This window comes from Bartonella sp. DGB2 (assembly GCF_046843095.1).
GTDB lineage: Bacteria > Pseudomonadota > Alphaproteobacteria > Rhizobiales > Rhizobiaceae > Bartonella.
This window is the reverse complement of record NZ_CP177325.1, coordinates 348,608-373,561: the sequence shown is the minus strand read 5'-3', so window position 1 is coordinate 373,561 and position 24,954 is coordinate 348,608. Positions and strand designations below refer to the sequence as shown.

General features: G+C 42.9%; 24 protein-coding genes and 2 tRNA genes. 21 read left to right on the top strand and 5 right to left on the bottom strand.

The window, feature by feature from the left end; all coding sequences use genetic code 11:
- Position 1 precedes the first annotated feature (1 nt).
- Both tyrS and ACK28X_RS01880 read right to left on the bottom strand, forming a co-directional pair.
- On the bottom strand, positions 2–1,255 hold the full coding sequence (tyrS, locus tag ACK28X_RS01885) for a tyrosine--tRNA ligase (RefSeq protein WP_412057999.1): 1,254 nt from the start codon (positions 1,253–1,255) through the stop codon (positions 2–4).
- A gap of 34 nt (positions 1,256–1,289) precedes the next feature.
- A complete protein-coding gene (locus ACK28X_RS01880) occupies positions 1,290–1,964 on the bottom strand; it encodes an alpha/beta hydrolase (protein WP_412057998.1) in 675 nt (224 codons plus the stop codon).
- Positions 1,965–2,136: 172 nt separating this feature from the next.
- Here ACK28X_RS01880 and ACK28X_RS01875 point away from each other — a divergent pair, with 172 nt between their 5' ends.
- The 7 genes from ACK28X_RS01875 to ACK28X_RS01845 all read left to right on the top strand — a co-directional run bounded on the left by ACK28X_RS01875 (position 2,137) and on the right by ACK28X_RS01845 (position 9,642).
- The gene (locus ACK28X_RS01875; RefSeq protein WP_412057997.1) at positions 2,137–3,270 is read left to right on the top strand and encodes a cysteine desulfurase family protein; all 1,134 of its coding nucleotides are present in this window, start codon (positions 2,137–2,139) and stop codon (positions 3,268–3,270) included.
- Between the two features lie 184 nt (positions 3,271–3,454).
- Positions 3,455–4,969, top strand: coding sequence for a Fe-S cluster assembly protein SufB (gene sufB / locus ACK28X_RS01870; RefSeq protein WP_412057996.1), 1,515 nt, complete (start codon positions 3,455–3,457; stop codon positions 4,967–4,969).
- 34 nt (positions 4,970–5,003) lie between these two features.
- Complete coding sequence (sufC, locus tag ACK28X_RS01865) at positions 5,004–5,759, top strand: Fe-S cluster assembly ATPase SufC (RefSeq protein WP_412058264.1); 756 nt, start codon at positions 5,004–5,006, stop codon at positions 5,757–5,759.
- Positions 5,760–5,768: 9 nt separating this feature from the next.
- Positions 5,769–7,004, top strand: a complete 1,236-nt coding sequence (gene sufD / locus ACK28X_RS01860) for a Fe-S cluster assembly protein SufD (protein WP_412057995.1) — start codon at positions 5,769–5,771, stop codon at positions 7,002–7,004.
- A gap of 12 nt (positions 7,005–7,016) precedes the next feature.
- On the top strand, positions 7,017–8,249 hold the full coding sequence (locus ACK28X_RS01855; RefSeq protein ID WP_412057994.1) for a cysteine desulfurase: 1,233 nt from the start codon (positions 7,017–7,019) through the stop codon (positions 8,247–8,249).
- Entirely contained in the window at positions 8,242–8,631 is a 390-nt protein-coding gene (locus ACK28X_RS01850) for an SUF system Fe-S cluster assembly protein (RefSeq protein WP_412057993.1), read from the top strand. The genes ACK28X_RS01855 and ACK28X_RS01850 overlap by 8 nt, the downstream gene beginning before the upstream one ends.
- A 396-nt stretch (positions 8,632–9,027) precedes the next feature.
- Entirely contained in the window at positions 9,028–9,642 is a 615-nt protein-coding gene (locus ACK28X_RS01845; RefSeq protein ID WP_412057992.1) for an invasion associated locus B family protein, read from the top strand.
- A gap of 15 nt (positions 9,643–9,657) precedes the next feature.
- Here the strand turns inward: ACK28X_RS01845 and ACK28X_RS01840 are convergent.
- A tRNA-Pro gene (locus ACK28X_RS01840) sits at positions 9,658–9,734 on the bottom strand.
- 118 nt (positions 9,735–9,852) lie between these two features.
- Positions 9,853–10,707 (bottom strand): nucleoside triphosphate pyrophosphohydrolase, encoded by an 855-nt coding sequence (mazG, locus tag ACK28X_RS01835; protein WP_412057991.1) that lies wholly within the window; start codon positions 10,705–10,707, stop codon positions 9,853–9,855.
- A gap of 122 nt (positions 10,708–10,829) precedes the next feature.
- Here mazG and ACK28X_RS01830 point away from each other — a divergent pair, with 122 nt between their 5' ends.
- The gene (locus ACK28X_RS01830; RefSeq protein WP_412057990.1) at positions 10,830–12,458 is read left to right on the top strand and encodes a hypothetical protein; all 1,629 of its coding nucleotides are present in this window, start codon (positions 10,830–10,832) and stop codon (positions 12,456–12,458) included.
- Complete coding sequence (locus ACK28X_RS01825; protein ID WP_412057989.1) at positions 12,455–13,549, top strand: COX15/CtaA family protein; 1,095 nt, start codon at positions 12,455–12,457, stop codon at positions 13,547–13,549. Before ACK28X_RS01830 ends, ACK28X_RS01825 begins: the two co-directional genes overlap by 4 nt.
- A 2-nt stretch (positions 13,550–13,551) precedes the next feature.
- Here ACK28X_RS01825 and argC read toward each other — a convergent pair whose 3' ends face one another.
- Positions 13,552–14,487, bottom strand: a complete 936-nt coding sequence (gene argC, locus ACK28X_RS01820) for an N-acetyl-gamma-glutamyl-phosphate reductase (RefSeq protein WP_412057988.1) — start codon at positions 14,485–14,487, stop codon at positions 13,552–13,554.
- A gap of 160 nt (positions 14,488–14,647) precedes the next feature.
- Between argC and glyA the strand changes: the two genes are divergently transcribed.
- The 12 genes from glyA (at position 14,648) to ACK28X_RS01760 (ending at position 24,892) form a co-directional block, all read left to right on the top strand.
- A complete protein-coding gene (gene glyA / locus ACK28X_RS01815; RefSeq protein WP_412057987.1) occupies positions 14,648–15,958 on the top strand; it encodes a serine hydroxymethyltransferase in 1,311 nt (436 codons plus the stop codon).
- Between the two features lie 6 nt (positions 15,959–15,964).
- Complete coding sequence (gene nrdR / locus ACK28X_RS01810) at positions 15,965–16,483, top strand: transcriptional regulator NrdR (protein WP_412057986.1); 519 nt, start codon at positions 15,965–15,967, stop codon at positions 16,481–16,483.
- Positions 16,480–17,619 (top strand): bifunctional diaminohydroxyphosphoribosylaminopyrimidine deaminase/5-amino-6-(5-phosphoribosylamino)uracil reductase RibD, encoded by a 1,140-nt coding sequence (gene ribD, locus ACK28X_RS01805; protein ID WP_412057985.1) that lies wholly within the window; start codon positions 16,480–16,482, stop codon positions 17,617–17,619. Before nrdR ends, ribD begins: the two co-directional genes overlap by 4 nt.
- Entirely contained in the window at positions 17,582–18,190 is a 609-nt protein-coding gene (locus tag ACK28X_RS01800; protein ID WP_412057984.1) for a riboflavin synthase, read from the top strand. Before ribD ends, ACK28X_RS01800 begins: the two co-directional genes overlap by 38 nt.
- 216 nt (positions 18,191–18,406) lie before the next feature.
- Positions 18,407–18,862, top strand: coding sequence for a 6,7-dimethyl-8-ribityllumazine synthase (gene ribH, locus ACK28X_RS01795; protein ID WP_412057983.1), 456 nt, complete (start codon positions 18,407–18,409; stop codon positions 18,860–18,862).
- Between the two features lie 16 nt (positions 18,863–18,878).
- The gene (nusB, locus tag ACK28X_RS01790) at positions 18,879–19,382 is read left to right on the top strand and encodes a transcription antitermination factor NusB (protein ID WP_412057982.1); all 504 of its coding nucleotides are present in this window, start codon (positions 18,879–18,881) and stop codon (positions 19,380–19,382) included.
- Positions 19,383–19,597: 215 nt separating this feature from the next.
- Positions 19,598–19,673, top strand: a tRNA-Lys gene (locus ACK28X_RS01785).
- Positions 19,674–19,935: 262 nt separating this feature from the next.
- On the top strand, positions 19,936–20,595 hold the full coding sequence (tmk, locus tag ACK28X_RS01780; protein ID WP_412057981.1) for a dTMP kinase: 660 nt from the start codon (positions 19,936–19,938) through the stop codon (positions 20,593–20,595).
- The gene (locus ACK28X_RS01775) at positions 20,582–21,631 is read left to right on the top strand and encodes a DNA polymerase III subunit delta' (protein WP_412057980.1); all 1,050 of its coding nucleotides are present in this window, start codon (positions 20,582–20,584) and stop codon (positions 21,629–21,631) included. Before tmk ends, ACK28X_RS01775 begins: the two co-directional genes overlap by 14 nt.
- A 120-nt stretch (positions 21,632–21,751) precedes the next feature.
- Positions 21,752–23,308, top strand: a complete 1,557-nt coding sequence (gene metG, locus ACK28X_RS01770) for a methionine--tRNA ligase (protein WP_412057979.1) — start codon at positions 21,752–21,754, stop codon at positions 23,306–23,308.
- On the top strand, positions 23,298–24,071 hold the full coding sequence (locus tag ACK28X_RS01765; protein WP_412057978.1) for a TatD family hydrolase: 774 nt from the start codon (positions 23,298–23,300) through the stop codon (positions 24,069–24,071). Before metG ends, ACK28X_RS01765 begins: the two co-directional genes overlap by 11 nt.
- A 2-nt stretch (positions 24,072–24,073) precedes the next feature.
- The gene (locus ACK28X_RS01760; protein WP_412057977.1) at positions 24,074–24,892 is read left to right on the top strand and encodes an MBL fold metallo-hydrolase; all 819 of its coding nucleotides are present in this window, start codon (positions 24,074–24,076) and stop codon (positions 24,890–24,892) included.
- Positions 24,893–24,954: the final 62 nt, after the last annotated feature.

Below are 24,954 nucleotides of genomic sequence, written 5' to 3'. Positions count from 1 at the left end.
GCTATTCTGCTTTAAGCAATATGTGCTTTTTTTTGCCAAGTGAGAGTTTTATAATTCCCATCTCATTCAATAAAGCATCATACAGTTGAAAATTATCATCACTGATAAGCTTATCATTGACCCTAACCGCTCCCCCGTGGATGTGCCTACGGGCTTCACTGTTGGATTTAGCAAGCCCAGCGCGAACGAGCAGACTCAAAACACCCATACCTTGGCTCAAGTCATTAAGTGCTATACTTATGGTTGGTAGACTGAGAGCGGTAGAGCCTTCCTCAAAAGTTTGGCGAGCAGTCTTTTCGGCTAAGAGAGCTGCTTCTCGTCCGTGTAAGAGGCTTGTCACTTCAGTGGCGAGAATTTTTTTTACCTCGTTGATTTCAGCACCTTTAAGAGCGCTCAGGCGATCAATTTCACCCATAGGTAAGACTGTATAAAGCTTTAAAAAGCGAATTACATCAGCATCCTCGCTATTACGCCAGTATTGCCAAAAATCATAAGGCGAAAACATATCTTGGTTGAGCCAAACCGCACCACCCAAGGATTTACCCATTTTAGCACCAGAGGCGCTAGTCAAAAGCGGGCTTGTCAGAGCATAGAGTTGAGCGCAGCCCATGCGATGACCGAGCTCAATTCCATTTACAATATTGCCCCATTGATCAGAGCCTCCTATTTGCATCCTTACATCGTGAGATTTATGGAGAAAAACAAAATCATAAGCTTGTAAAAGCATATAGTTGAATTCAAGAAACGAGAGAGACTGCTCGCGCTCAAGCCGTAATTTGACCGAATCAAACGATAACATTCGGTTAACAGAAAAGTATCGGCCTACGTCCCGTAAAAACTCAAGGTAGTTCAAATTACACAACCATGTAGCATTGTTTAATAAAAACGCCCCGTTGGTTCCATCACTAAAGTCTATATAGCGGGTAAAAATTTGTTGTATGCTTTTAATATTGTTAGAAATTTGATCTTCAGTGAGAAGCTGGCGCGCTGTATCTTTAAAGGATGGATCGCCCACCATACCAGTGCCGCCTCCCATGACAGTAACTGGTCGATGCCCTGTTTTTTGTAGCCAATAAAGCATCATAATCTGAATAAGATTGCCTGCATGTAGACTAGGTGCGGTAGGGTCAAAGCCAATATAAGCATTAACTGTGCCCTTAGATAGCAAGGTATCAAGCCCTGTTTCATCAGAAATTTGGTGAATAAACCCTCGTTCAGACAGGGTATGAAGAAATTCAGATTTAAAGACAGCCATAATATATCTCAAACAATCGTAAGGGTCGGAAGTTTTAGCGCAGGCGTTTTAAGCGTTGCTCTGTCAATTCGCCGGCCAAGCGGCGCTCAAGATATTCAGAGCAAGATTCGATCAATTTTTCTGTGTGACCTTGAAAGAAATGGTTGGCACCGGCGAGGGTTTTTTGCGTAATAATAATTCCCTTTTGGGTCTTTAATTTATCTACAAGGCCTTGGACATCTTTGACGGGGGCTACTTTATCAGCATCGCCATGAATGATCAAACCAGAAGAAGGACAAGGGGCAAGAAAAGAAAAATCATAAATATTAGGCTGAGGAGCTACGGATATAAATCCTTCAATTTCTGGGCGGCGCATCAAAAGTTGCATACCAATCCATGCACCAAAAGAATAACCTGCCACCCAGCAATGTTTCGAATCAGGGTGTAATGATTGCACCCAATCAAGCGCCGCGGCGGTATCGGAAAGCTCACCCGATCCGTGATCAAACTCCCCTTGGCTACGTCCAATTCCTCGAAAATTAAAACGTAAAGTTGTAAATCCTTGCTGTTGGAACATATAAAAAAGGTCAAAGACAATCTTATTGTTCATTGTACCACCAAAACGTGGATGTGGATGAAGGATAAGGGCAATAGGGGCGTTTTTCTCTGGTGATGGCTGATAGCGTCCTTCAAGACGGCCAGCTGGACCATTGAAAATGACTTCTGGCATATAGCGCTCCTTTAAAATAGCTACAAAGCGGTCATTGACCCAAGTAGGGCTTCAAGGTAAATTAGGAAACTTCTCATTCACTTTTTTGCTAGATAGCCCCTTCTAGGGGTGGTTTTCAAGAAAATTGCGTAAATTCACCAAAAATAACCTTAAATGATAAGCGGAGCCCTTTATGGCGATCATACGTCGTTATTTCGATTATAACGCCTCAGCCCCACTCAGCCAGAGCGCTCAAGCCGCATTGTTGGCTTCCTTTAATATTTATGGCAACCCATCTTCTGTTCACCAAGAAGGTCGCGCTGCAAAGGCTTTGCTACAAAAGGCGCGGCGAACGCTAGCAACGCATCTTGCTGTTGATTCTCAAAACATTATTTTTACTTCAGGTGCCAGCGAGGCTGCGGCCACCCTTCTTACACCCTATTACAAAATGGGGCGTGCTGAGATATATTTTTCAAAGCTTTATTTAAGTGCAGGAGAGCACCCAGCTATAGCAACGGGGGGACGGTTTTCATCCATTAATATATGTACTATCAAACTAAAGGCTGATGGTTGCCTTTGTTTTGATCATCTTGAGGAAAGACTCAAAACCCATGATAATAAAGAAGGTCTTCCCTTGGTAGCGGTGCAAGCAGCCAACAGCGAAACAGGCGTTATACAACCCTTAATAGAGGTCGCTGCCCTTGTAAAACAATATGGCGGTGTACTAATAGTAGATGCGGCGCAATATTTTGGCAAATTACCGCTTAATATCAGCCAATTTGGTGGTGACTTTTTTATCCTTTCTGGCCATAAAATTGGGGCACCAAAAGGAATTGGCGCTTTGGTTGCATTGGGCAACAGCCTAATGCCTACCCCTCTCATAGCAGGTGGCGGTCAAGAAAATGGGTTTCGTGGAGGAACCCAAACCGCCCCTTTGGCGGCAGCATTTGCAGCCGCCATTAGCGATAATGAGGCTTATCGCTCTATGACTCACATTGAAACGGTGCGCAATTATCTCGAAGAGGGCTTGAAAGCTTGCGTACCCCACATTACTATTTATGGGCAAGAGGCGCCGCGGCTTGGGAATACAAGCTATTTTTCCATCCCACAATTAAAGGCTGAAACAGCTCAAATCGGCTTTGATCTTGCAGGGTTTGCCACCTCGGCTGGCTCGGCATGTTCTTCTGGTAAAGTAACGAAAAGTTCTATCCTAACCGCCATGGGCGTGCAGGAACACAGCGGAGCTTTGCGCGTTTCTTTGGGGGGAGAAGTAAGCTTTACTGATATTGATGCCTTTTTACAGACGTTGAAAAAAATGCTAAAATAAATGAACAGGGCTTGCAAAAAAGTTTAGAACTGTTTTAAAAAGCAGAAGCTTGACTAAGATAGTCATCTTAACGCAAAAGCATGTTACGCTTTTTAATGTTTATGCTTTGTTGCTATAAATAGCGCATAATGAATGACAGCCTTTAACTACCAGCCCTTGAAACTGGATAGGATGGAGAACGCAAATGCCTGCTGTAGAAGAAACCATACGCCAAGTGCGTGATATTGACGTAGATCAATATAAATATGGTTTTGAAACAAAAATAGAAAGTGATAAAGCGCCTAAAGGCTTAAACCAAGACATTATCCGTTTTATTTCCGCTAAGAAAAACGAGCCCGAATGGATGCTAGAGTGGCGGCTTGCCGCATATCAACGTTGGCTTAATATGAAAGAGCCTGATTGGGCTAAGTTGCGTTACCCCCCAATTGATTTCCAAGATATTTATTATTACGCCGCTCCTAAAAGCCAAGCTGGTCCAAAATCTTTGGATGAAGTAGATCCGGTCCTTTTGGAAACTTATAAAAAATTGGGAATCCCCCTATATGAGCAAGAGATTTTAGCGGGGGTTCAAAAGCCTGAGCCAGCGTTAACGTTAGAAGAAGGTGGAGATGTTCCGCGTAGTCGAGTAGCAGTAGATGCGGTTTTTGATTCTGTCTCCGTTGTCACTACTTTCCGCGAGGAATTGGCACGGGCAGGGGTTTTGTTTTGCTCTATCTCAGAAGCCATTCAAGAATATCCCGATCTTGTACGCACTTATTTAGGTTCCGTTGTACCAGCGGGAGATAATTTTTATGCTGCGCTTAATGCGGCTGTTTTTACTGACGGCTCCTTTGTTTTTATCCCCAAGGGTGTTCGCTGTCCTATGGAGCTTTCAACTTATTTTCGAATTAATGAACGCAATACTGGGCAGTTCGAACGTACGTTAATTATTGCCGAGGAGGGGGCTTATGTTTCTTATCTTGAAGGATGCACAGCTCCTCAGCGCGATGAAAACCAATTACATGCAGCGGTCGTAGAATTAATTGCTTTGGATGATACAGAGATAAAATATTCTACGGTACAAAATTGGTATCCTGGCGATAAAGATGGCAAAGGCGGAATCTATAATTTTGTCACAAAGCGGGGAGATTGCCGCGGAAAACGGTCTAAAATCTCATGGACGCAAGTGGAGACTGGATCAGCGATCACATGGAAATATCCTTCTTGTCTATTGCGCGGGGAAGGCTCGCGCGGGGAGTTTTATTCCATTGCTATTTCTAATGATCATCAACAGATAGATTCAGGAACCAAAATGGTGCATTTGGCTCCTAACACATCAAGTCGGATTATTTCTAAAGCTGTTTCTTCAGGATTTTCTAGTAACACTTATCGCGGTCAGGTAACGGCCTATAAGAAAGCGGACAATGCTCGTAATTTTACTCAGTGCGATAGTTTGCTGGTGGGTAATGCTTGTGCAGCTCACACGGTTCCTTACATTGAGAGCCGCAATAAAAGCGCTCAATTTGAACATGAAGCAACTACTTCAAAAATTTCTGAAGACCAGCTCTTTTATGTGATGCAACGCGGTATTCCTGAAGAAGAGGCAATTGCTTTAATTGTGAATGGTTTTGTGAAAGAGGTCATCCAAGAATTGCCAATGGAATTTGCAGTTGAAGCGCAAAAGTTAATCGGTATCAGCCTTGAAGGCAGTGTTGGATAAAAAGAGTGCAAGCCGCGCTTTGAAACGGATAAAAATGCTAGAAATTAAAAATCTTCACGCAACGATTACAGCAAATGGTACTGAAATCATCAAGGGGCTAGACTTAACCATTGAGGCGGGGGAGGTGGCCGCTATTATGGGGCCCAATGGCTCTGGAAAATCTACCCTTTCTTATATTTTAGCAGGCCGTAGTGACTATACAATAACCAAAGGTGAAATCCTATATGAAGGCCGCTCTATTTTAGAGATGAGCCCTTCAGAACGCGCTGCTTTGGGTGTATTCTTAGCATTTCAATACCCGATGGAAATTGCGGGGGTTGCAAGCTTGGAATTTTTAAAAGTAGCTATGAATGCTCAACGTAAGGTGCGGGGAGAAGAAGCTCTTAAAATTCCTGAATTTTTAAAGCGAGTAAAGGCAGCGGCAGCTGATTTAAACATGTCTATGGATATGTTAAAGCGTCCGCTTAATGTAGGCTTTTCAGGGGGCGAGAAAAAGCGAGCGGAAATTTTACAAATGGCGCTATTAGAGCCGCATTTATGCATTCTGGATGAAATTGATTCAGGGCTTGATGTAGATGCTTTAAAAACTGTTGCTGATGGGGTGAACCATTTGCGTGATCCCAAGCGTGCCTTTTTAGTCATCACGCATTATCAGCGTTTACTGGACTATATAATCCCTGATCGTGTACATATTCTTTACCAAGGACGTATCATTAAAAGCGGAGCGAAAGACCTTGCTCTTTATGTGGAAGAAAACGGTTATGCTGATATTATCACCGATGCTGCATAGGGGCACAAAATGAGCAATCAATCGCCCCATCTCACTTTAGCTGAAACGGTTCTCATGGATCAAATCGCAAAAGGAAACGCGCTACATCCAAAGCAAGGGGCAGCTCGACATCTATTAAAGCAATATGGGATTCCTTCGCGCAAAAGAGAATATTGGCATTATACGGATTTACGTGTTTTGCTTAATACCATCCCTGTATGGGCAGTTGGGGGGGAGAGCTCCACCACAATAGCGCCTTTTTTGAAAGAAAGTTTTGTGGTACCTAGCCATAATGGTATACCCATTCCTGTTAAAAAGGGCGCATATTTTGAAGCCAAACCCTTGAAGGGGGCAGCACTTGCGCCTTATTTGCCCGATGAATTGAAGCGAGAGGATTTTATCGGGCAATTTAATAGTGCTTTTGTGACAGAGGGACAGGATATTATTTTACGCGCTGGCGCACCAGTAGTTCTCGAATTACAGAACACCTATGCCAGTGGACAAAGCCATGGATTTACCCATGTTACCTGCCAATCTAACAGCCGTGCAATGATTATAGAACGTTATTGCAGCGCAAGCGGCGCGCGTTTATTAACTAGCCAAACAAAGCTGAGTCTTGAAGAGGGATCGGTAGTTGATTGGATAATTATCGCAGATTCTGTAGAAGGGGGCGTGGAGCTACGCAAACTTAACGCTCGCTTAGCTAAAGATGCGCAACTGAACCTTTACTTCATCAACCAAGCAAGGGCCATAAGCCGACACGAAATAAATGTAGTTCTTGTGGCAGCCGGAGCGGATTTTCAATTGCGCGCTCTTAATCTTTTGGCAGAGCGTAGCCATAGTGACCTAACGACAACCATCGAACATATGGCGCGAGGAACAACTTCACGCGAATTAGTTCGTAATGTAGTGACAGATTCTGCCTATGGTGCGTTTCAAGGTTTGATTAAAGTGGCTAAAGAAGCGCAAAAAACAGACGCGCGTATGGCATGCAATAGCTTATTACTTTCGGACAAAGCGACTTTTAATACCAAGCCAGAACTTGAAATTTTTGCAGATGACGTCGCTTGCGCGCATGGGGCGACCTTTTCTGATATTAATGAAGATCATCTTTTCTACCTTCTTGCTCGTGGTATTGATGAAAGCACCGCGCGGTCTTTATTGGTAAAGGCTTTTATGGCAGAATTATTAGACACAATGAAAGAAACACGCATGCGCTCAATTCTTGAAAATAAAGTAGAGACATGGCTCACTCGCTATGTATAGTGATATAGGCCGATGATGGTAAAACCCTATAATATAGAAAAAATACGCCAAGAGTTTCCAATTTTGGCTCGCCATATCTATGGTAAACGTTTGGCCTACCTTGATAATGGCGCTTCTGCGCAAAAACCGCGCGTTGTCTTAGAGGCGATGGAGGTATTTTATACCACAGCTTACGCCAATGTTCACCGCGGTTTACACTTTCTGTCCAATTGCGCTACCGATGCCTATGAGAAAGCGCGTGGAACAGCACAATGCTTTTTAGGAGCCGAAAAAAAAGAGCAAATTGTTTTTTGCAAAAATGCCACCGAGGCCATTAATCTTGTTGCCTATGGCTGGGCTATGAAGCATTTACATGAAGGCGATGAAATTTTACTCAGTATTATGGAGCACCATTCGAACATCGTGCCTTGGCATTTTTTGCGAGAACGTTTAGGCGTAAAATTGCGTTTCATTCCTGTGGATGAAAATGGTGAATTACATCTTGATACTGTGCAAAATTACTTAAACGAACGAACAAAATTGCTAGCCCTTTGCCATATGTCTAATGTTTTAGGCACCATCCCACCCGTAAAGGAGATTATCACTCTCGCGCATCAAGCCAATATCCCCGTTTTATTGGATGGGTCGCAAGCGGCAGTTCATCGAGTAATAAATGTACAAGATTTAGATTGTGAATGGTATGTATTTACTGGCCACAAAGTTTATGGCCCCACGGGCATTGGGGTTTTATACGGAAAAACTCAATATTTAGAGGCGATGCGCCCCTTTCAAGGCGGGGGAGAAATGATTGAAAACGTAACGGTTGATAATATTTCTTATAATAAGCCGCCACATCGTTTTGAATCAGGCACTCCGCCTATTGCTGAAGCGGTAGGTCTTGATGCTGCGCTTACTTACTTAATGGGGCAAGATCGCGCAGCACTTATCGCTCATGAAGATGCGCTTTTAGCCTATGCTCATGATCAGCTCAACCAAATTAAAGGTTTAAAAATTTATGGCCAATCTCCTTCCAAAGGCGGCATCATTTCCTTTACCATGGAAGGTATTCATCCCCATGATATTGCCGTATTTTTAGATAGGCAGGGGGTAGCAATTCGGGCTGGAAGCCATTGCGCACAACCTTTGCTTAGCCAATTTTCTCTTACCTCTACTTGCCGCGCGTCATTAGCCATGTATAATAACGGTGATGATATTGACCAATTAGTTGATGCCTTGCAAAAGGCAAAGGTTTTTTTTCATGATTGATCCCCAAAAAGCACAAATAAATGTAGAATCAGTAGATTCTTGGGGCAGTACAGCGACAAGTATCCCCGCAGAAGAGCTGGAGCGAATGACACAGGATATCATTGCTGCTTTAAAAACCGTCTACGACCCCGAAATTCCTGCAGATATTTACGAGCTTGGCTTGATTTATCGTGTGGATATTGAAAATGACAGAACCGTAAAAATTGACATGACCCTTACCGCGCCCGGCTGTCCTGTAGCAGGCGAGATGCCTGGTTGGGTGGAAAACGCAGTAGGAAGTGTAGAAGGTGTATCCTATGTCGCGGTGAATATGACCTTTGATCCCCCATGGACACCTGATCGCATGTCAGAAGAAGCACAGGTTGCAGTCGGTTGGTATTAGATAAAACTAAGTAAAGCTATATCGCTTTTTCTATATACCAATTTTTGGCGCAGAAACCAAAGGTTTTAGTGGTGCTTTTTTATTTCTTTTGCAAGGTCATTAGCGGCGGTAAGAAACACAAGAATAATGTGTATCCCTTCATTTTTAGCATGTCACGTTTCGCTTAAGCCCACCTCTGTAATTTTGCAGCATAGAGCTATATAAAAAGTTATTCTAAATGGTAGGGAGGCGTTGTGTAAAAGCAATAACACAGATAACGCGAAAAATTTCTATCGACAAGGTCTATGTATTATTATTGGTAAAACTTTTTTAAAGTGTTGCAAAACACCTCATAGTAAAGGACACTGTGTTTAAAACCTTTTTCACTTTAAAGACATTGAAAGGATCGCTGTGATTATGTACTTAAAAAAAAGAACAGCCGTTTTATCGGTTCTTGCTACTGTAGCTATGCTAATAGTTGGAATTCATGCTCCTGCTAACGCGCAAAGCGTTATTCAGGGTTGGTATAAAGTATGCAATAAGCAACAAGATGTTGATATTTGTAATACGATGAACACGGTAGTCTCAAATACTGGTCAACCGTTAACAGTTGTGAACCTTGTAGAGCTCAAAGGTAAACAAAATGAAAAACGCATTGGCGTACAAGTGCCTACGGGTCGTTTTTTGCCAGAAGGGGTGCGGATTCAGATTGGAAATAATTTTAATAAGGTCATTCCCTATGTAGTCTGCAATGGGCCAAGTTGTATCGCGAATGATATTTTGGATGATGCATTGGTCATGGCCATGAAAAATGGCGCTACGATGAAAGTTACAACCATCAATTTTCAGGGCACCCCAAATCCTATTGATATTACACTAAAAGGCTTTAGTGCTGCTTATAATGGACCCGGTATACGAGAACAGGATTTCGTAGCAGAACAGAAAAAACTTCAACAGGCCGTACAAGCAAAACAAATGGAGCTTGAAAAGCGCATGCGAGCTGAGCAAGAAAAAGCAAAGAGCGGAAAATAAAGCGGGGAACCATCGTGGTCGGAGCGGCGGGATTCGAACCCACGACCCCTTGACCCCCAGTCAAGTGCGCTACCGGGCTGCGCTACGCTCCGAACACTGATGAGAACTAAAGGAGAGAAGCTATAAAGGCAAGACTAAAAATAAAAAATTTTTCTTCCACCTTCCGTGGCCATTAAATACTGCAGCTTAATCTCATATCAGTCTATAATCTTAGGCATGTTGCGATGGGGGTAGGCTTTTAGATTCTAATTGTTTAGCTGTATGCCACAAGGCTTCCATTTCTTTGAATGTACTATTTTTTAGGGTTTTACCCTGGTGTTTGAGTATCTGCTCTATAATACCAAAGCGGCGGCGCATTTTTTCATTACAATGGCGTAGAGCCTTTTCGGGATCAATTTTTAAACGCCGCGCTATATTAAGAAGGGCGAAATATAAATCTCCAAACTCTTCTTCAATGTCTTCCTCAACGCCTTCTTTGATAGCTTGTTGTAACTCCCCCCATTCTTCAACAAATTTATCTATAATTGGAGGCAGGTTTTTCCATTCAAAGCCAACTTGCGCTGCTTGATTTTGCAAGGCTAAGGCTTCTTTGTCAGCGGGACCTATGCGCTTAACGCAATCTAGATAAAAGCCTCCCGGATCTTCAAGGGTTACGGCTTGGCCCGCGTAACGCTTCACTTTTTCTTGAGCTTTAATTTTAAACCAATGGTCAGGATCAAAGCCTGTTTGCCTCTGCTCTTTAGTGCCAAATATATGAGGGTGGCGTTCTTCTAATTTTTTGATAAGCCCTTCCGCTACATCGGCAAAACAAAAATATCCTTCTTCTTCGGCAAGCTGGGCGTGATATATGACTTGAAAAAGAAGATCACCTAACTCAGCACATAAATCTACGTAATCTTGGCGGGCGACGGCGTCTTCTACCTCATACGCTTCTTCCAACGTATAGGAGACAATGGTTTGGAAAGTTTGCTTGCGATGCCAAGGACAGCCACCTTCTTGTGTACGTAGAAGCGCCATAATTTCAAGCAAGCGTTGAATTTGCGGAGATAAATTTTTGGGTGTCATGCTATTTTAACCGATTCATAGGTAAATATATCGCTATATTAGTATGCATGGTATAACAAAATGAAAGGAACTCTAATGCCTACTATATACGGGCTAGATTCATGTGTGTAAATGGTTGATAAATGATTCGGCATAACCGCTTTGTTATAATCTTGCTAATGGCTTTATGGCTTGCGCTTTTATGGCTATTTGCTTTGTTGCAACCGCAACCCTTTGTGGCGACTTTACCTTTTCATCTATTGGACAATAAAGGCGTGCCGCTTGCCATTTCTGAGCAAAAATCTTATGCTCACTTATTTATTGACCGCTTCAATAAGGCCAATCGCCACATAGAAATTAAGGTGAAAGAAAGGGGCGGGCAGGGAGCTTCTTTTTTATCTGCCTTCTTATCAAAAGACACAGGCAACAATAATGATGTATTTTTATTTTATGCAGTAGATTTTGATAAAGAAAAAACAAGAAAGAGTATTGAAAAAGCTACTCAGAGCTTTGCAGAGCAATTTTCAGAAAAGAAGATCGCTTTATCGCTAAAAGACGTAACTGAACAACTGAGAGATAGTTTAGAGAGCGTCATTAAAAGTGAAAAGGCACAGGCACCTTTATTACCATTACTACAACAATTATCACAGGTTATTATTCGACGCCTTTATCTTGAAGCACTTTCTCGTAGGCTAACAGAGAAAAACATTAATATACAAGTTTTACTCGATTTTTTACCACCCGCCGAACGCAACGATTTAGATGCACTTACCAAGCGCAGTCAAAATTTGCAGAGCCAGCTTGCCTATATGCAAAGCCAACTGGATAAAGCTCACCCACAGATCAAGGCCATGGAGGCTGAAAAAGGAGCGATTGATACTCAAATTCATAATAAGGTAGCAGCGCTTGTTACGAAAATCCGCTTAGAACAAGAGATTAACACTGACTTTGAAGGATCATTACACAAAAAAATCAACGCTCTCTCTAACGCCACATCTAAGCAACTTGATGCCGTGCTAGCTGATTTTAGCACACGGCTGGTGCAACTTACGGCGGCAGCATCGCAAAAGCCTTCTGTTCAGTTTGTACCATTGGGGCCCGTGACAGTGCAATACCATAAGGCAAACCCGCTGCGAAGTATAGGTTTTATCGCCAGCGGATTTTTGGGTGCTGCATTTATTTGGGTATTTGTAATTTGGGTGGAGCGCCGTACAAAGCCAAGAATTTTGCCTAACGATAAAGCAGATGAAGTACACAACATAACCGAGCTTGCACAAAACCTTACTAAAGGAGAGGTGCGATTCATAGCGATATTTTCTGCTAAAGCTTACGATATAGCTAAACAGTTAGGACAGATTTGGGCGATAGATGAGCAAAAGGTTTTGCTCGTTAACCAAAGCCAAACCCAAAATAAGGCCTTAGGTCTTCAGCGTGGTTTGAATGATCTTTTATTACAAGACCTCTCTCCGTTTGACGCCATCTATCGCGATTATGATGCTAAGCTTGATGTTATGGAGCAAGGGTTAAATTCTGCACAACAAGCAGCTCCTTTTGCTTATAAAATCAGCGCCCTATTAGATATTTTGTTTGAGGATTATAATAGGTTAATCATCATCTTTGATCAGCAACCAACTTATGGATTAGAACAATTTGCTGAAAAACTAGATATCTTTATTATAGAAAAAAATTATGCTGCAGAAGAGTGGATAAAAAACATGCGCACGATCCATCCAAAAAAATGTATTTTATTAAATGATGTTCTAAAGAAATGAATGGTAGTAGGTCGATGATAAATCAGAAAGAAAGAGGGTGTCGCGCCATTCGACTATGGCTTTATAGCGTTCTATTGCTCTGTGTGATCATTGTAATAGTGGGAGGAGCTACGCGTTTAACGGGTTCAGGCCTTTCTATTACACAATGGAAACCTATTCACGGAGTAATTCCGCCCATTGGGTTTGCACAGTGGCAAGAAGAATTCGAAAGATACCAAAAAATTTCCCAATATAAGCTCATCAACAATGCAATGACATTAAGCGAATTCAAAACAATTTTTTGGTGGGAGTGGACTCATCGTCTATTAGCGCGCTTAGTAGGACTTGTTGCTCTGTTTGGTTTTCTTAGCGTTTGGCTTTTACAAAGGATAGAACGCCGTGTCCTCCTTTTGCTTTTTACGGTACCAGTTTTGATCGCCCTTCAAGGAGTGGTCGGATGGTGGATGGTCGTATCAGGCCTTGGCGATAGTACACTTGTGAGCGTGAGCCAATATCGTTTAGCTATCCATTTAGTTATCGCCTGCACAGTAGTGGTTTTTGTTACAGCCTTAGCCTTTGCTCTCAAGGCCTATGAGGCGCCCCCTGCGTCTATTTATGTTCAGCGCTTTGCCGGCTTATGCGTATTTTTGATTTTGGTGCAAATTTATTTTGGCGCTTTGGTAGCGGGTCTGCACGCGGGCAAAGTATATAATAGCTGGCCTTTGATGGATGGGCAAATCTGGCCGCAAGGGCTTTTAGATATACAGCCCTACTGGCACAATTTTTTTGAAAATCCTTTGACGGTGCAATTTGTTCATCGGTGTTTTGCTTATGCACTTTTGATTGTCGTATCTTTTCATGCTTTTCAAACACGCAAAGCATCTCCCAATAGCCCACATGCGCGCCGCGCTCATCTATTAGCCTTATTTCTATTTATTCAAGCAACCTTAGGAATCATTACGCTTTTGTTAAGAGCACCAATCCTTTGGAGTTTGATCCACCAATGTGTTGCTTTGTTCATTTTGTGCTTTGCAACCGCACATTGGCGAGCTACAAAAGGCTCGCTCTCAGCCCCATCATCGTTAAGCATCAGGACTTCCCACTTTATGTGAAGTTATGAACCATAGAGCATTAGGTCAAGGTTTTGTACTGCAGCACCTGCCGCTCCTTTACCAAGGTTATCAAAAACAGCGCAAAAATTGAATAGGCCTTCCTTGTCATCGTGAAAAAGAAATAAACGCATTTCATCTTTTCCAGCCAATGATTCAGGGTTAAGTCTTTGGGTAGAAAGCGTTTCTTCTTCTGTAGCAAGATTAATGATATTTTGCCCAACATAATGCTGGTTGAATATGGCACGGATGTCTTGAATGCTTGCGGACATATGAAACAGCCGACGATGTAGGGGTAAGTGCACAATCATCCCTTGTGCAAAACGACCAACCGAAGGGCTAAAAATTGGTTTAGCGCTTAATAGACCGTGATATTGGATTTCTGCAAGGTGCTTATGGTTAAGCTGTAATCCATAGAAAAAATGCTGGGTGGGGTTATAATCGGAGTGTTGTGGGTTCTCCATTTGGGCAATCATTTGCTTACCACCGCCGCTATAGCCGGAAATGGCATGAAGATTGATTGGATACTCGTCACTTAGGAGGCCAGCCTCACGCAAAGGGCGGATCAAGGCTATGGCTCCACTCGCATAGCAACCTGGATTGGCCACTCTTTGGGCTGACGCAATTGCTGTTTTTTGTCCCTTAGTTAGCTCTGGTAAGCCATAAGTCCAACCTGCTGTAGTACGATGGGCAGTAGAAGTGTCGATAATGCGGCTTGTATTATTGGATGCTAATAGAGTAACGGTTGTAGATGCAACTTCATCGGGTAAACAGAGTATGCTAATGTCGGCAGAATGAAGATACTCTTGTCGCAAAGAAACTTCATGGCGGGCAGTATGAGGAATGGATAAAAGCTCAATATCTTGACGCTTTTGTAAGCGTTTTTGGATCTGTAGCCCCGTTGTACCATGTTCGCCATCAATAAAAATTTTGGGTGTCATTTTTTATACCTGATTGCCTCTCATCAAGAATATTTTATATAACAAAAAGCACAATTGATAAAGGCTATACAGTTTTTGTGATGTATCATGGGCTTAAATCCATTGGCCTATGAAGCGGTCTATGATATATAATCTTATTTTCAACATTAGGACTTTCGCCATGGATAACCACACCCCCACAGAACAACAGCGCTTTTTTGGTGATGACCTTCCAAGCGCTGACCCTGAAATTTTTGAGTCTATTCGCGGCGAATTAGGCCGTCAACGCCATGAAATTGAATTGATTGCTTCAGAAAATATCGTTTCACGCGCGGTACTCGAAGCGCAAGGATCTGTTCTTACCAATAAATATGCTGAAGGCTATCCTGGTAAGCGTTATTATGGGGGGTGTGCCTTTGTGGATGTAGTAGAAAATTTAGCTATTGAACGAGCCAAGAAATTATTTGGTGCAGACTTTGTCAATGTTCAGCCTAATTCTGGCAGCCAAATGAATCAAGCAGTGTTCTTAGCACTTTTACAACCAGGTGATACTTTCATGGGTCTTGATTTAAATTCAGGTGGCCATCTTACTCATGGCTCTCCCGTTAATATGTCAGGTAAATGGTTTAATGTTGTGTCTTATGGAGTGCGCCGTGATGATCATTTATTAGATATGGAAAACGTTGCTCGTTTGGCTCGTGAACACAAACCTAAGCTCATTATTGCGGGCGGTACAGCCTATTCCCGCATTTGGGATTGGAAAGCCTTTCGCCAAATCGCCGATGAAGTGGGTGCTTATTTGATGGTAGATATGGCGCATATTGCTGGTCTCGTGGCTGGCGGCGTGCATCCGTCCCCCGTTCCTCATGCACATGTAGTAACTACTACCACTCACAAATCCCTACGTGGGCCACGCGGCGGGATCATTTTAACCAATGATGAGTCTATAGCAAAAAAGATCAATTCTGCTGTTTTTCCAGGGCTACAAGGCGGACCGTTGATGCATGTGATCGCAGCTAAAGCCGTGGCCTTTGCTGAAGCTTTACGCCCGTCCTTTGCGGTTTATGCCGCTAATGTGATTAAAAATGCTCAAGCATTGGCAAAAAGCTTGCAAGATACCGGATTAGATATTGTGTCTGGCGGAACGGATAATCATCTATTACTCGTGGACTTGCGACCCAAAAGTGCTACGGGCAAGCGTGCAGAGGCTGCACTAAGTCGTGCCCATATAACCTGTAATAAAAACGGTATCCCCTATGATCCTGAAAAGCCTTTTATTACTTCTGGTGTCCGGCTAGGTAGTCCAGCTGCAACTACACGAGGCTTTGGTGCGAATGAGTTTTGGCAGATAGGACAATTAATTGCTGAAGTACTTGACGGTCTAAAGTCCTCTGCTAATTCTGATGAAGGCAACGCGGCCATAGAAGCAATGGTGCGAAAAAAAGTCAAAACTTTATGTGAACAATTCCCGCTTTATTCTTATTTAGGATAAAAGAATATGCGCTGCCCCTATTGTCACAGCGAAGATAGTCAAGTGAAGGATTCCCGTTCTACAGAGGATGGAATGGTAATTCGACGACGGCGTATTTGTGTTGCTTGCGAACGACGTTTTACAACCTTTGAACGCGTACAGTTACGCGCTTTAACGGTAATAAAAAACGATGGACGACGTGTGCCTTTTGAGCGTGAAAAGCTCATGCGATCTTTGGAAGTGGCCTTACGTAAACGTAATATTGAAGCAGAGCATATTGAAAAGGCCATTTCTGATATTGTTCGTTGCCTTGAAGATACAAGCGAAGGTGAAGTACACTCCGAGGCTATCGGCCGATTGGTTATGGAGGCCTTAAAGCAGATTGATGCTATCGCCTATATCAGATTTGCTTCAGTCTATCGCAATTTTCGTACAGCACAAGATTTCCATAAGGTCATCGATGAATTATCTTCACAATCTGAACCTTTTCATTCCAAATCTTTAAATGATGGCGCTTTTACGCTACCTGTTCCCTTTGATGAATGACATGTATTTTTGATTTAAAATTTATGGCAGCTGCCATACGGTTAAGCCACCGCCATTTGGGCCTTACGGGTGAAAACCCGAGCGTTGGCGCGTTAATTGTAAAGTATGACAACACTGGAGTAGGGCGTATTGTAGGGCATGGCGTGACAGGAATTGACGGTCGCCCCCATGCTGAATCACAAGCACTAAAAATGGCGGGGGCTATGGCTTATGGGAGCACTGCTTATATCACACTTGAGCCTTGTTCCCATTATGGTGCCACACCTCCCTGTAGTTTAGCCTTAATCAAGGCGGGCGTTAAACGCGTAGTGGTCGCTTTAAAAGATCCTGACGTACGTGTTGCAGGGCGGGGCATCGCTCAATTGCAGGAAGCAGGGATTGAGGTAAAGATAGGGGTTTTGCCCAAAAGCGCTTACGAGGTTTTAAGCTCTTATTTTATGATGCATTATCATAAACGCGCTGAACTCACTTTAAAAATGGCTTTATCGTTGGAGAAAGCCATCGGGCAGGTAGGTCACGGAAAAGTAGATATTAGCAATGCTGTGAGTGCTGGGCAAACTCATATTTTACGGTCCCAAAGCAACGCTATTATGATAGGCGTAGAAACCGCTATTGCTGATGATCCGCAATTGACATGCCGTCTAGCAGGTTTAGGGAACCGCTCGCCCACCCGCGTAATCTTGGATCCGCGCTTACGGTTGCCGGCTGAAACGCAACTTGTCCAAACAGCACATAAAGTGCCGAGTTGGATTTTTTGCGCTCAACCCTATTATAACGCTCGAAAAGCGCAATTATTGCGCGGATATGGGGTAAAAATCTTTGCTCTTGAGGGTAATACACTTTCTCTCAGCCCTGCCCAAATTTTAAGCCTACTTTATACGCAGAAAATCTATAGGGTTCTATTAGAAGGAGGGGCAACAACAGCCCAGCATTTTTTACAAGCGGGTTTAGTCGATCGTTTAGTTTTGATTAATACACCAAAAAAACTCAAAGGTGCGCTTATTGCAGCTCCTGATTTTCCAGCCTATACTGAGGCCTATCAGGAAATCACCACGCGCTACTTAGGTCAAGATTGTTGGCGTGAATGGAGGCAGAATTATGTTTACGGGCATCATAACCGCTATTGGTTTGATTGAAGAAATTCAACAGCGTCAGCAAGGTCTATGGCTAAAAATCAAAAGCCCGTATCCGGCTTCTACAATAGATATCGGTGCTTCTATCGCATGTTCTGGCATTTGCTTAACGGTGATTGAACGTTTTGAGATAGACGGTGGAGGTAGTTATTTTATTGTTGAAGCATGGAAAGAAGCTTTGCAACTAACAACTATTAGCACGTGGCATACTGGACAAGCGATCAACCTTGAGCGTTCTTTAAAGCTAGGTGATGAAATGGGGGGGCACCTTGTTTCAGGGCATGTGGATGGGCGTGCGCAAATTATTGACATAGATGAGGAAGGCGCAGCAAAGCGGTTTTTCTTTAAAGCGCCCCCCCCGCTTGCTAAATTTATCGCGCCAAAAGGCTCCGTGGCTCTAAATGGGACATCATTGACAGTTAATCAAGTGAAAGGTGAAACTTTTGATATTTTAATCATTCGCCATACTTTAGATGTAACCACTTGGAACGTAACCTCTATAGGTGAATACGTTAATCTAGAGGTAGATCAGCTAGCTCGCTATGTCGCACGTCTTGATGAAGCAAAGCCATAGCACACTCTCTTTCTTTGCCTATTTTTTAAGGATTTAGTAGCGAAAAACTACCGAAAATTAGACTAGTAGGAACGCAAACAGTCTAGACTTTTTCGTGAAATAGGTTAGAGCAAAGCAGGATGGGCAGAATATAGAAATGCTGGTTGCTTGTTTTCTGCTAAAAATTTTATGGTTAGCGCACCTAGTATAATAATACTGCGATAAAGGAATCCCCTTATGGCTGATAATACCACGAACAAGCCGCACTTATTAATCGCTGAAGCTCGGTTTTACACGGATTTAGCCGATAGCCTTTTGGCAGGAGCACTTGACACACTGAAAGGTGAGGCGACCTATGATATAATTAGTGTACCAGGAGCTTTAGAAATTCCTGCAGCTATTATGATAGCGCATCGCTCACCTATGCCTTATGATGGCTATGTGGCGTTGGGCTGTATTATCCGCGGAGAGACCTATCATTTTGATATTGTTGCCAATGAATCATGTCGCGCTATTATGGATCTAACGGTGAATGAAGGCTTGGCCATTGGTAATGGTATTTTAACTGTAGAAAATGAAAAACAAGCTTGGGCACGAGCAAAATCAGACGAGCAAAACAAAGGTGGTTTTGCAGCGAAAGCAGCACTGCATATGGTGTTACTTCGAGATGCGATAGGGCAAAACGCAAGTTAGCGTAATGGAGATAATCATGAAAGAAAAACCAAAACGCTCTTTCCGTGTTGCCAATAAGCGTGGCGCGGCGCGCCTTGCTGCGGTTCAGGCACTTTATCAAATGGACATTGCAGGAACTGGCTTAATGGAAACAACTGCTCAATATGAAACACATCACTTAGGGCGCGATATTGATGGCGAACAATATCTAGAGGCTGACCCACAATGGTTCCGAGCTATTCTTGCAGGAGTCGTGGGAGAGCAAAAACGCTTAGACCCTATGATTCGACAAAGGCTACCAGAAGAATGGCCTTTGTCAAGGCTCGATTCCACCTTGCGCGCTATTTTGCGCGCAGGCTTGTGGGAGCTTAAAAGCCGCAAAGATGTACCGGTGGCAGTGATTGTCAATGAATATGTAGATATTGCAAAAGCATTTTTCTCCGCCGAAGAGCCCAGAATGGTCAATGCGCTTTTAGATAGTTTTGCCAAAGAACTGCGCCTCGAAGATAAAAAAGCTCGCACTATTGCTGCTCATCGCTAGTATCTCTCTAGCACAAAGGCTTAATTAGCGTTTTGCTTGTATTTTTGTGTGCTACCTACTATTTCCAAGGAAAAAATTCTCTACAACCTCCTTTCAAAAGGTACGGTAAGCTCGGTAATAAAAAATAAAATTTTTAAAATTTTACTCAAAAAAGTGTTGACCAAAGGCTTTCATGCACGTATGTATCACCCACCTTCTACAGGAAAAATTGGTGAGAGCGCGTAGCTCAGCTGGTAGAGCAACTGACTTTTAATCAGTAGGTCCAGGGTTCGAATCCCTGCGCGCTCACCAATAAATCATTACTATTATCCCACACTTATTAAGGTTTAAAAATTTTAGGTACTATCATACCATTTTCTTTCTTATTATAGAGTATGATTTTGTCTGGATATTTATAATTAAGGTTAAAATATAAAATACGGCTACAGGGAGTAAAACGAGTCTTTTGAGTTTATCCTTCCGCAAATATAGCCTGATCGCCTAACATTAAAGCTTGTAAACAGGCAGTTCCACGATTTACAGTGTAAAGACAATGCTAAAATAAAGGTGAAACGTGGCAGGCTATTTTATTACATTTGAAGGAGGAGAGGGAAATGGGAAAACCACCCAAAGTAGGCTATTGGCTAAACATTTACGGGCTAAAGGGTACGAAGTTGTAGAAACACGTGAGCCCGGCGGAACAAAAGGTAGCGAAGCAATTCGCCATTTTTTGCTTTCAGGTAAGACTGAAGCAATAGGTCCGCAGATTGAAGCCTACCTTATTGCCGCAGCTCGCCTTGCTCACCTAGAAGAGGTGATCCGACCAGCGCTTAAAAATGGTTCTGTAGTGATTTGTGATCGCTTCATTGACTCAACACGTGTTTATCAGGGCTTGAATCCTCAAATCTCTCAAGCTTGGCTTGAAGCGCTTTTAGCATTAGTGGTCAGCGAAACTATGCCAAATATAACATTTTTGCTCGATTGCCCTGTCTCAATCGCCATAGAGAGAGCAATTTTGCGCCGTGGGCAAGAAAATGCTGATCGTTTTGAGAAAGAGGCTCTTAGTTTACACGAAGCACGCCGGCAGGCTTTTTTATGCCTAGCCAAAAAAGAAACCAAACGTTTTCGTATTATTGATGGGGGTATAACCCCTCTCGAAATCGCCGCATTAATTGCCCAAAGTTGCGATGAAGCCATGATCAAACAAGAAGCGAAATCCTGTGCAAAAAATTGATGCTATGTCTTGCTATGATGATATTGACGGCGTTATGAAGCCGGCTGAAAACCCTATATTGATCGGGCATAGAAAAATCGTTGATTTTTTCAATCACCAGAGAAAAGGGGGGCGTCTACATCATGCTTTGTTATTCGAAGGTCCGAGAGGTATTGGCAAGGCAACTTTAGCATTTCATATTGCTTGGAATATTTTAACCGAGCAGAAATGTGCGCTGATTGCACCGGATCAAACAAGCTGGCAATGGCGGCAAATGGCACAATCATCACACCCTAGCTTTCTATATATCACACGGCGTTTTGATGCCCGCACAGAAAGATTCAAAGCTGGTATCGCGGTAGAAGATATCCGTGAGATAGGAAAATTCTTAAATCAAACTACGCGGGACGGCAGTTGGCGTGTGATTTTAATTGATTCTGCAGATGATATGAATCGCAATGCTGCTAATGCCCTTCTCAAAACTTTAGAAGAACCACCAAAAAAAACTTTATTCATTCTAATTTCCCATATAGCGGGGCGCCTTTTATCCACTATTCATTCACGTTGTCAGCGTATAGTTTTTCAACCTTTGGGTCATGAAGAAATAGAAAAGGTATTACGATTGGTGGTAGCTCCGCCGCTTATAGAGCAAAGGGAAAGCCTTGTTCCACTCATTGAAAAAGCGCAAGGTAGCGCTCGAAAGGCGGCTTTGCTACTCTGCTATGGAGGAATGGAAATTATCCGTACTGTTGATGATCTATTGGCAGAAGTTCCATTTAATGTTGAAAAAGCTCAACAATTGGCTCAAGTATTAGCCGGGCGCGAAAATGGCGGCCAATTTTTAGAATTTTGTGATTACATAGGGGCAATGACCGCAGAACGTGCCTTTTATGCTGCCGACATAGGCGACAAGGCTCAAGCTTTGGCTTATGCCCATTTATGGCAAAAACAACAAAATGAATGGAGCCTAACAGAGGCATTTAATTTAGATAAAAAACAAGCGGTGATAAGTCTGTTGCAGCGGTTATATCTTATGACACAAAGTTTGAAATCTTAGTTGATGGCTACTACCAGTTCCGCAAAGTGTTTTTTACGTGACAAGCATAATACTAAAAGCTATGAATAAGCCATGATAGGCGGTAACGCTAGGCTAAAACAGGCAGTAAAATGGATTGTAATGACTGAAAAATATTATGTGACAACCCCCATTTATTATACCAATGGTAAACCGCATATTGGCCATGCTTACACGGCGATTGCTTGTGATGTATTAGCACGGTTCCAAAGGGCCGAAGGGCACTCGGTTTTTTTCCTTTCGGGAACTGACGAACACGGCTTAAAAATGCAACAGGCTGCTGAAAAAGAAGGCGTTACGCCACAGGCATTGGCCGATAAAAACAGTACTATTTTTGTGGAGCTGTTAGAAAAATTCAATTGTTCTCAGAATGACTTTATCCGAACTACCCAACCTCGTCATCAAAAAGCTTGCCAAGCTCTATGGCAACGTATGTCTGCAAGCGGGGATATCTATCTTGGCCGTTATAAGGGTTGGTATTCCGTGCGCCAAGAAGCTTATTATGATGAATCTGATACTTTTATCGGAGAAGACGGCATTCGCCGCGAAAAGGAGGTTGGCTCCCCAGTAGAGTGGAATGAAGAGGAAAGCTATTTTTTTCGCTTGTCGGCTTATCAAGATAAGCTTCTTGCTTATTATGCTCAAAACCCGGAATTTTTAGGCCCTAAAGAGCGTAAGAATGAGATCATCAGCTTTGTGAAATCGGGGCTGAAAGATTTATCGATCTCTAGAACAACATTTCACTGGGGGGTGCCAGTTCCAAATGACCCTAACCATGTAATGTATGTATGGGTAGATGCGCTTACTAATTATCTTACCGCTCTAGGTTTTCCTGACCTTGAAGGTGAAAAAGGTGGGTTTTGGCCTGCCTCTGCCCACATTATCGGTAAGGATATCATCCGTTTTCATGCGATTTATTGGCCAGCTTTTCTTATGTCAGCAGGCTTGGCTTTGCCACAACGCGTTTTTGCTCATGGCTTTTTATTAAGCCGTGGGGAAAAAATGTCAAAATCTGTTGGGAATATTGTTGATCCTTTTGCTTTAATTGATGAGTATGGGCTTGATCAAGTACGTTATTTCCTTTTACGGGAGATCCCTTTTGGACAAGACGGTAGCTATAGCCATGAGGCGATAATCAACCGTAGCAATGCTGATCTTGCAAATGATTTGGGTAATCTTGCCCAGCGATCTTTATCAATGATTGCAAAAGATCGTGAAAATCGCGTGCCCGCCCCAGCTGCCCTAACATCAGATGAAGAAGCACTTTTGGCGCAAAGCATTGCTTTAATTGATGAAGTACGAAACATGATGTCGTCTCAAGCATTTCATTCCGCTTTGACGGCGATTTTCAAAATGATTGCGGACGTCAATCGTTATTTTGCTGGGCAAGCACCTTGGACTTTGAAAAAAAATGACCCTGCGCGCTTTGATACAGTTTTATACATTACTTTGGAAGTTTTGCGGCGTATAGCTATCCTACTGCGGCCTTTTATCCCTGATTCTGCTGATGCATTATTAACCCTTCTTGGGGTTGAAAAAGATGCACGTTTAATTAAAAATATCATTGACTCACCTCTGCAAGCAGGAGTGTTATTGCCAGAGCCACGAGGAATTTTTCCTCGATTAAATGTTCAAAAAGATAATGCCCATGCTAATTGACACCCATTGTCATCTAGACTTACCAGAACTTGCAACCGATTTGCCTGCAATAATTGCACGAGCTAAAACGGCGGGGGTAGGGCGCATGATTACTATATCCACCCATCAGGTGCATCACGCCCGTCTTTTAGCAATTGTTGAGGCTTATGATGAAGTTTTTTGTACGATTGGAACTCACCCCAACCACGTGTACGAGGATAGGCCGGCACGGGCAGCCGATCTTATAGAATTGGCACAGCATCCTAAGGTTATTGGTTTTGGTGAAACAGGGCTTGACTATTATTATGATGATGTAAACCCTAGCGAACAAAAGATAAGTTTCATTGAGCATATTCGCGCCGCAAGAGAAACGCAACTTCCTCTTATTATTCATAGCCGTAATGCCGATGCTGATATGGCTCAAATTTTGCGTCAAGAAACGCAAGAAGGAGCTTTCCCCTTTATTTTACATAGCTTTGCTTCTGGTTTAGAACTAGCAACCGTTGCTATTAAACTAGGAGGGTATCTTTCTTTTTCAGGAATCCTTACCTTTAAAAATGCAAGCAATGTCCGCGAAGCCGCTCAATTGACGCCTCTTACACAAATTCTACTAGAAACTGATTCTCCTTATCTTGCACCTGTTCCCCATCGTGGAAAGACAAATGAGCCTGCTTTTGTAGCAGATACAGCAGTTTTTTTAGCCAATCACTTACAACATAGTATTGAAAATATTACGAATATAACAACCGAAAACGCAAAACGAATTTTTAAAAAAATGGAGTAAGCATGGGCGGGTATTATCGCTTCACCATTCTAGGGTGCGGCTCTTCACCGGGCGTGCCACGTCCGAATGGTGATTGGGGCGCGTGTGATCCTGACAACCCAAAGAACCACCGCTTACGTTCGTCTTTTCTGATAGAGCGCATCATAGGGGAGGGAGCAGAAGAGAAGGTTACCCGTTTAGTCATTGATACAGGTCCTGATTTCCGCGTGCAAATGCTAAAAGCCAAAGCTACTCATCTGGATGCGGCGGTTTACACCCACCCCCACGCAGACCATATCCATGGAATTGATGATTTGCGTAGTTATGCCTTAACACAAAAACAAATGATGAATGTTTATGGTGATTCCTTTACAATACATCGTCTCAATGATGCCTTTGGATATTGTTTTCAAACCCCTAAAGGTTCACCTTATCCACCGATATTGAAAGCCCATGAGATTCAAGCTTATGAGCCATTTTCTATTGAAGGAGAGGGGGGCGCTATCCCCCTGATGCCTTATCGGCAGATCCATGGCAATATTCAATCATTGGGTTTTCGAACTGGGAATATAGCCTATTGCACCGACGTTAATGCGTTTCCCGAAGAGACTTTACCCTATCTTATGGGGCTAGATGTTCTAGTTATAAGCGCTTTACAATATAACTCGCACCCCAGTCATTTTTCTTTAGATGATGCTCTGAATTGGATCAAACGCCTCGCTCCCAAGCGGGCTATTCTTACCCACATGCATATAGCTTTGGATTATGAGAGCGTGCGTAAAGCTACGCCTGCCAATGTGTTACCAGCTTATGACGGTCTATTTTTCACCGCAGCGCTTTAAAGGTAATTTTAAAGATAAATAAAAAGGATGTGCTAAACAACAAGAGTTCAGCACATCCCTAG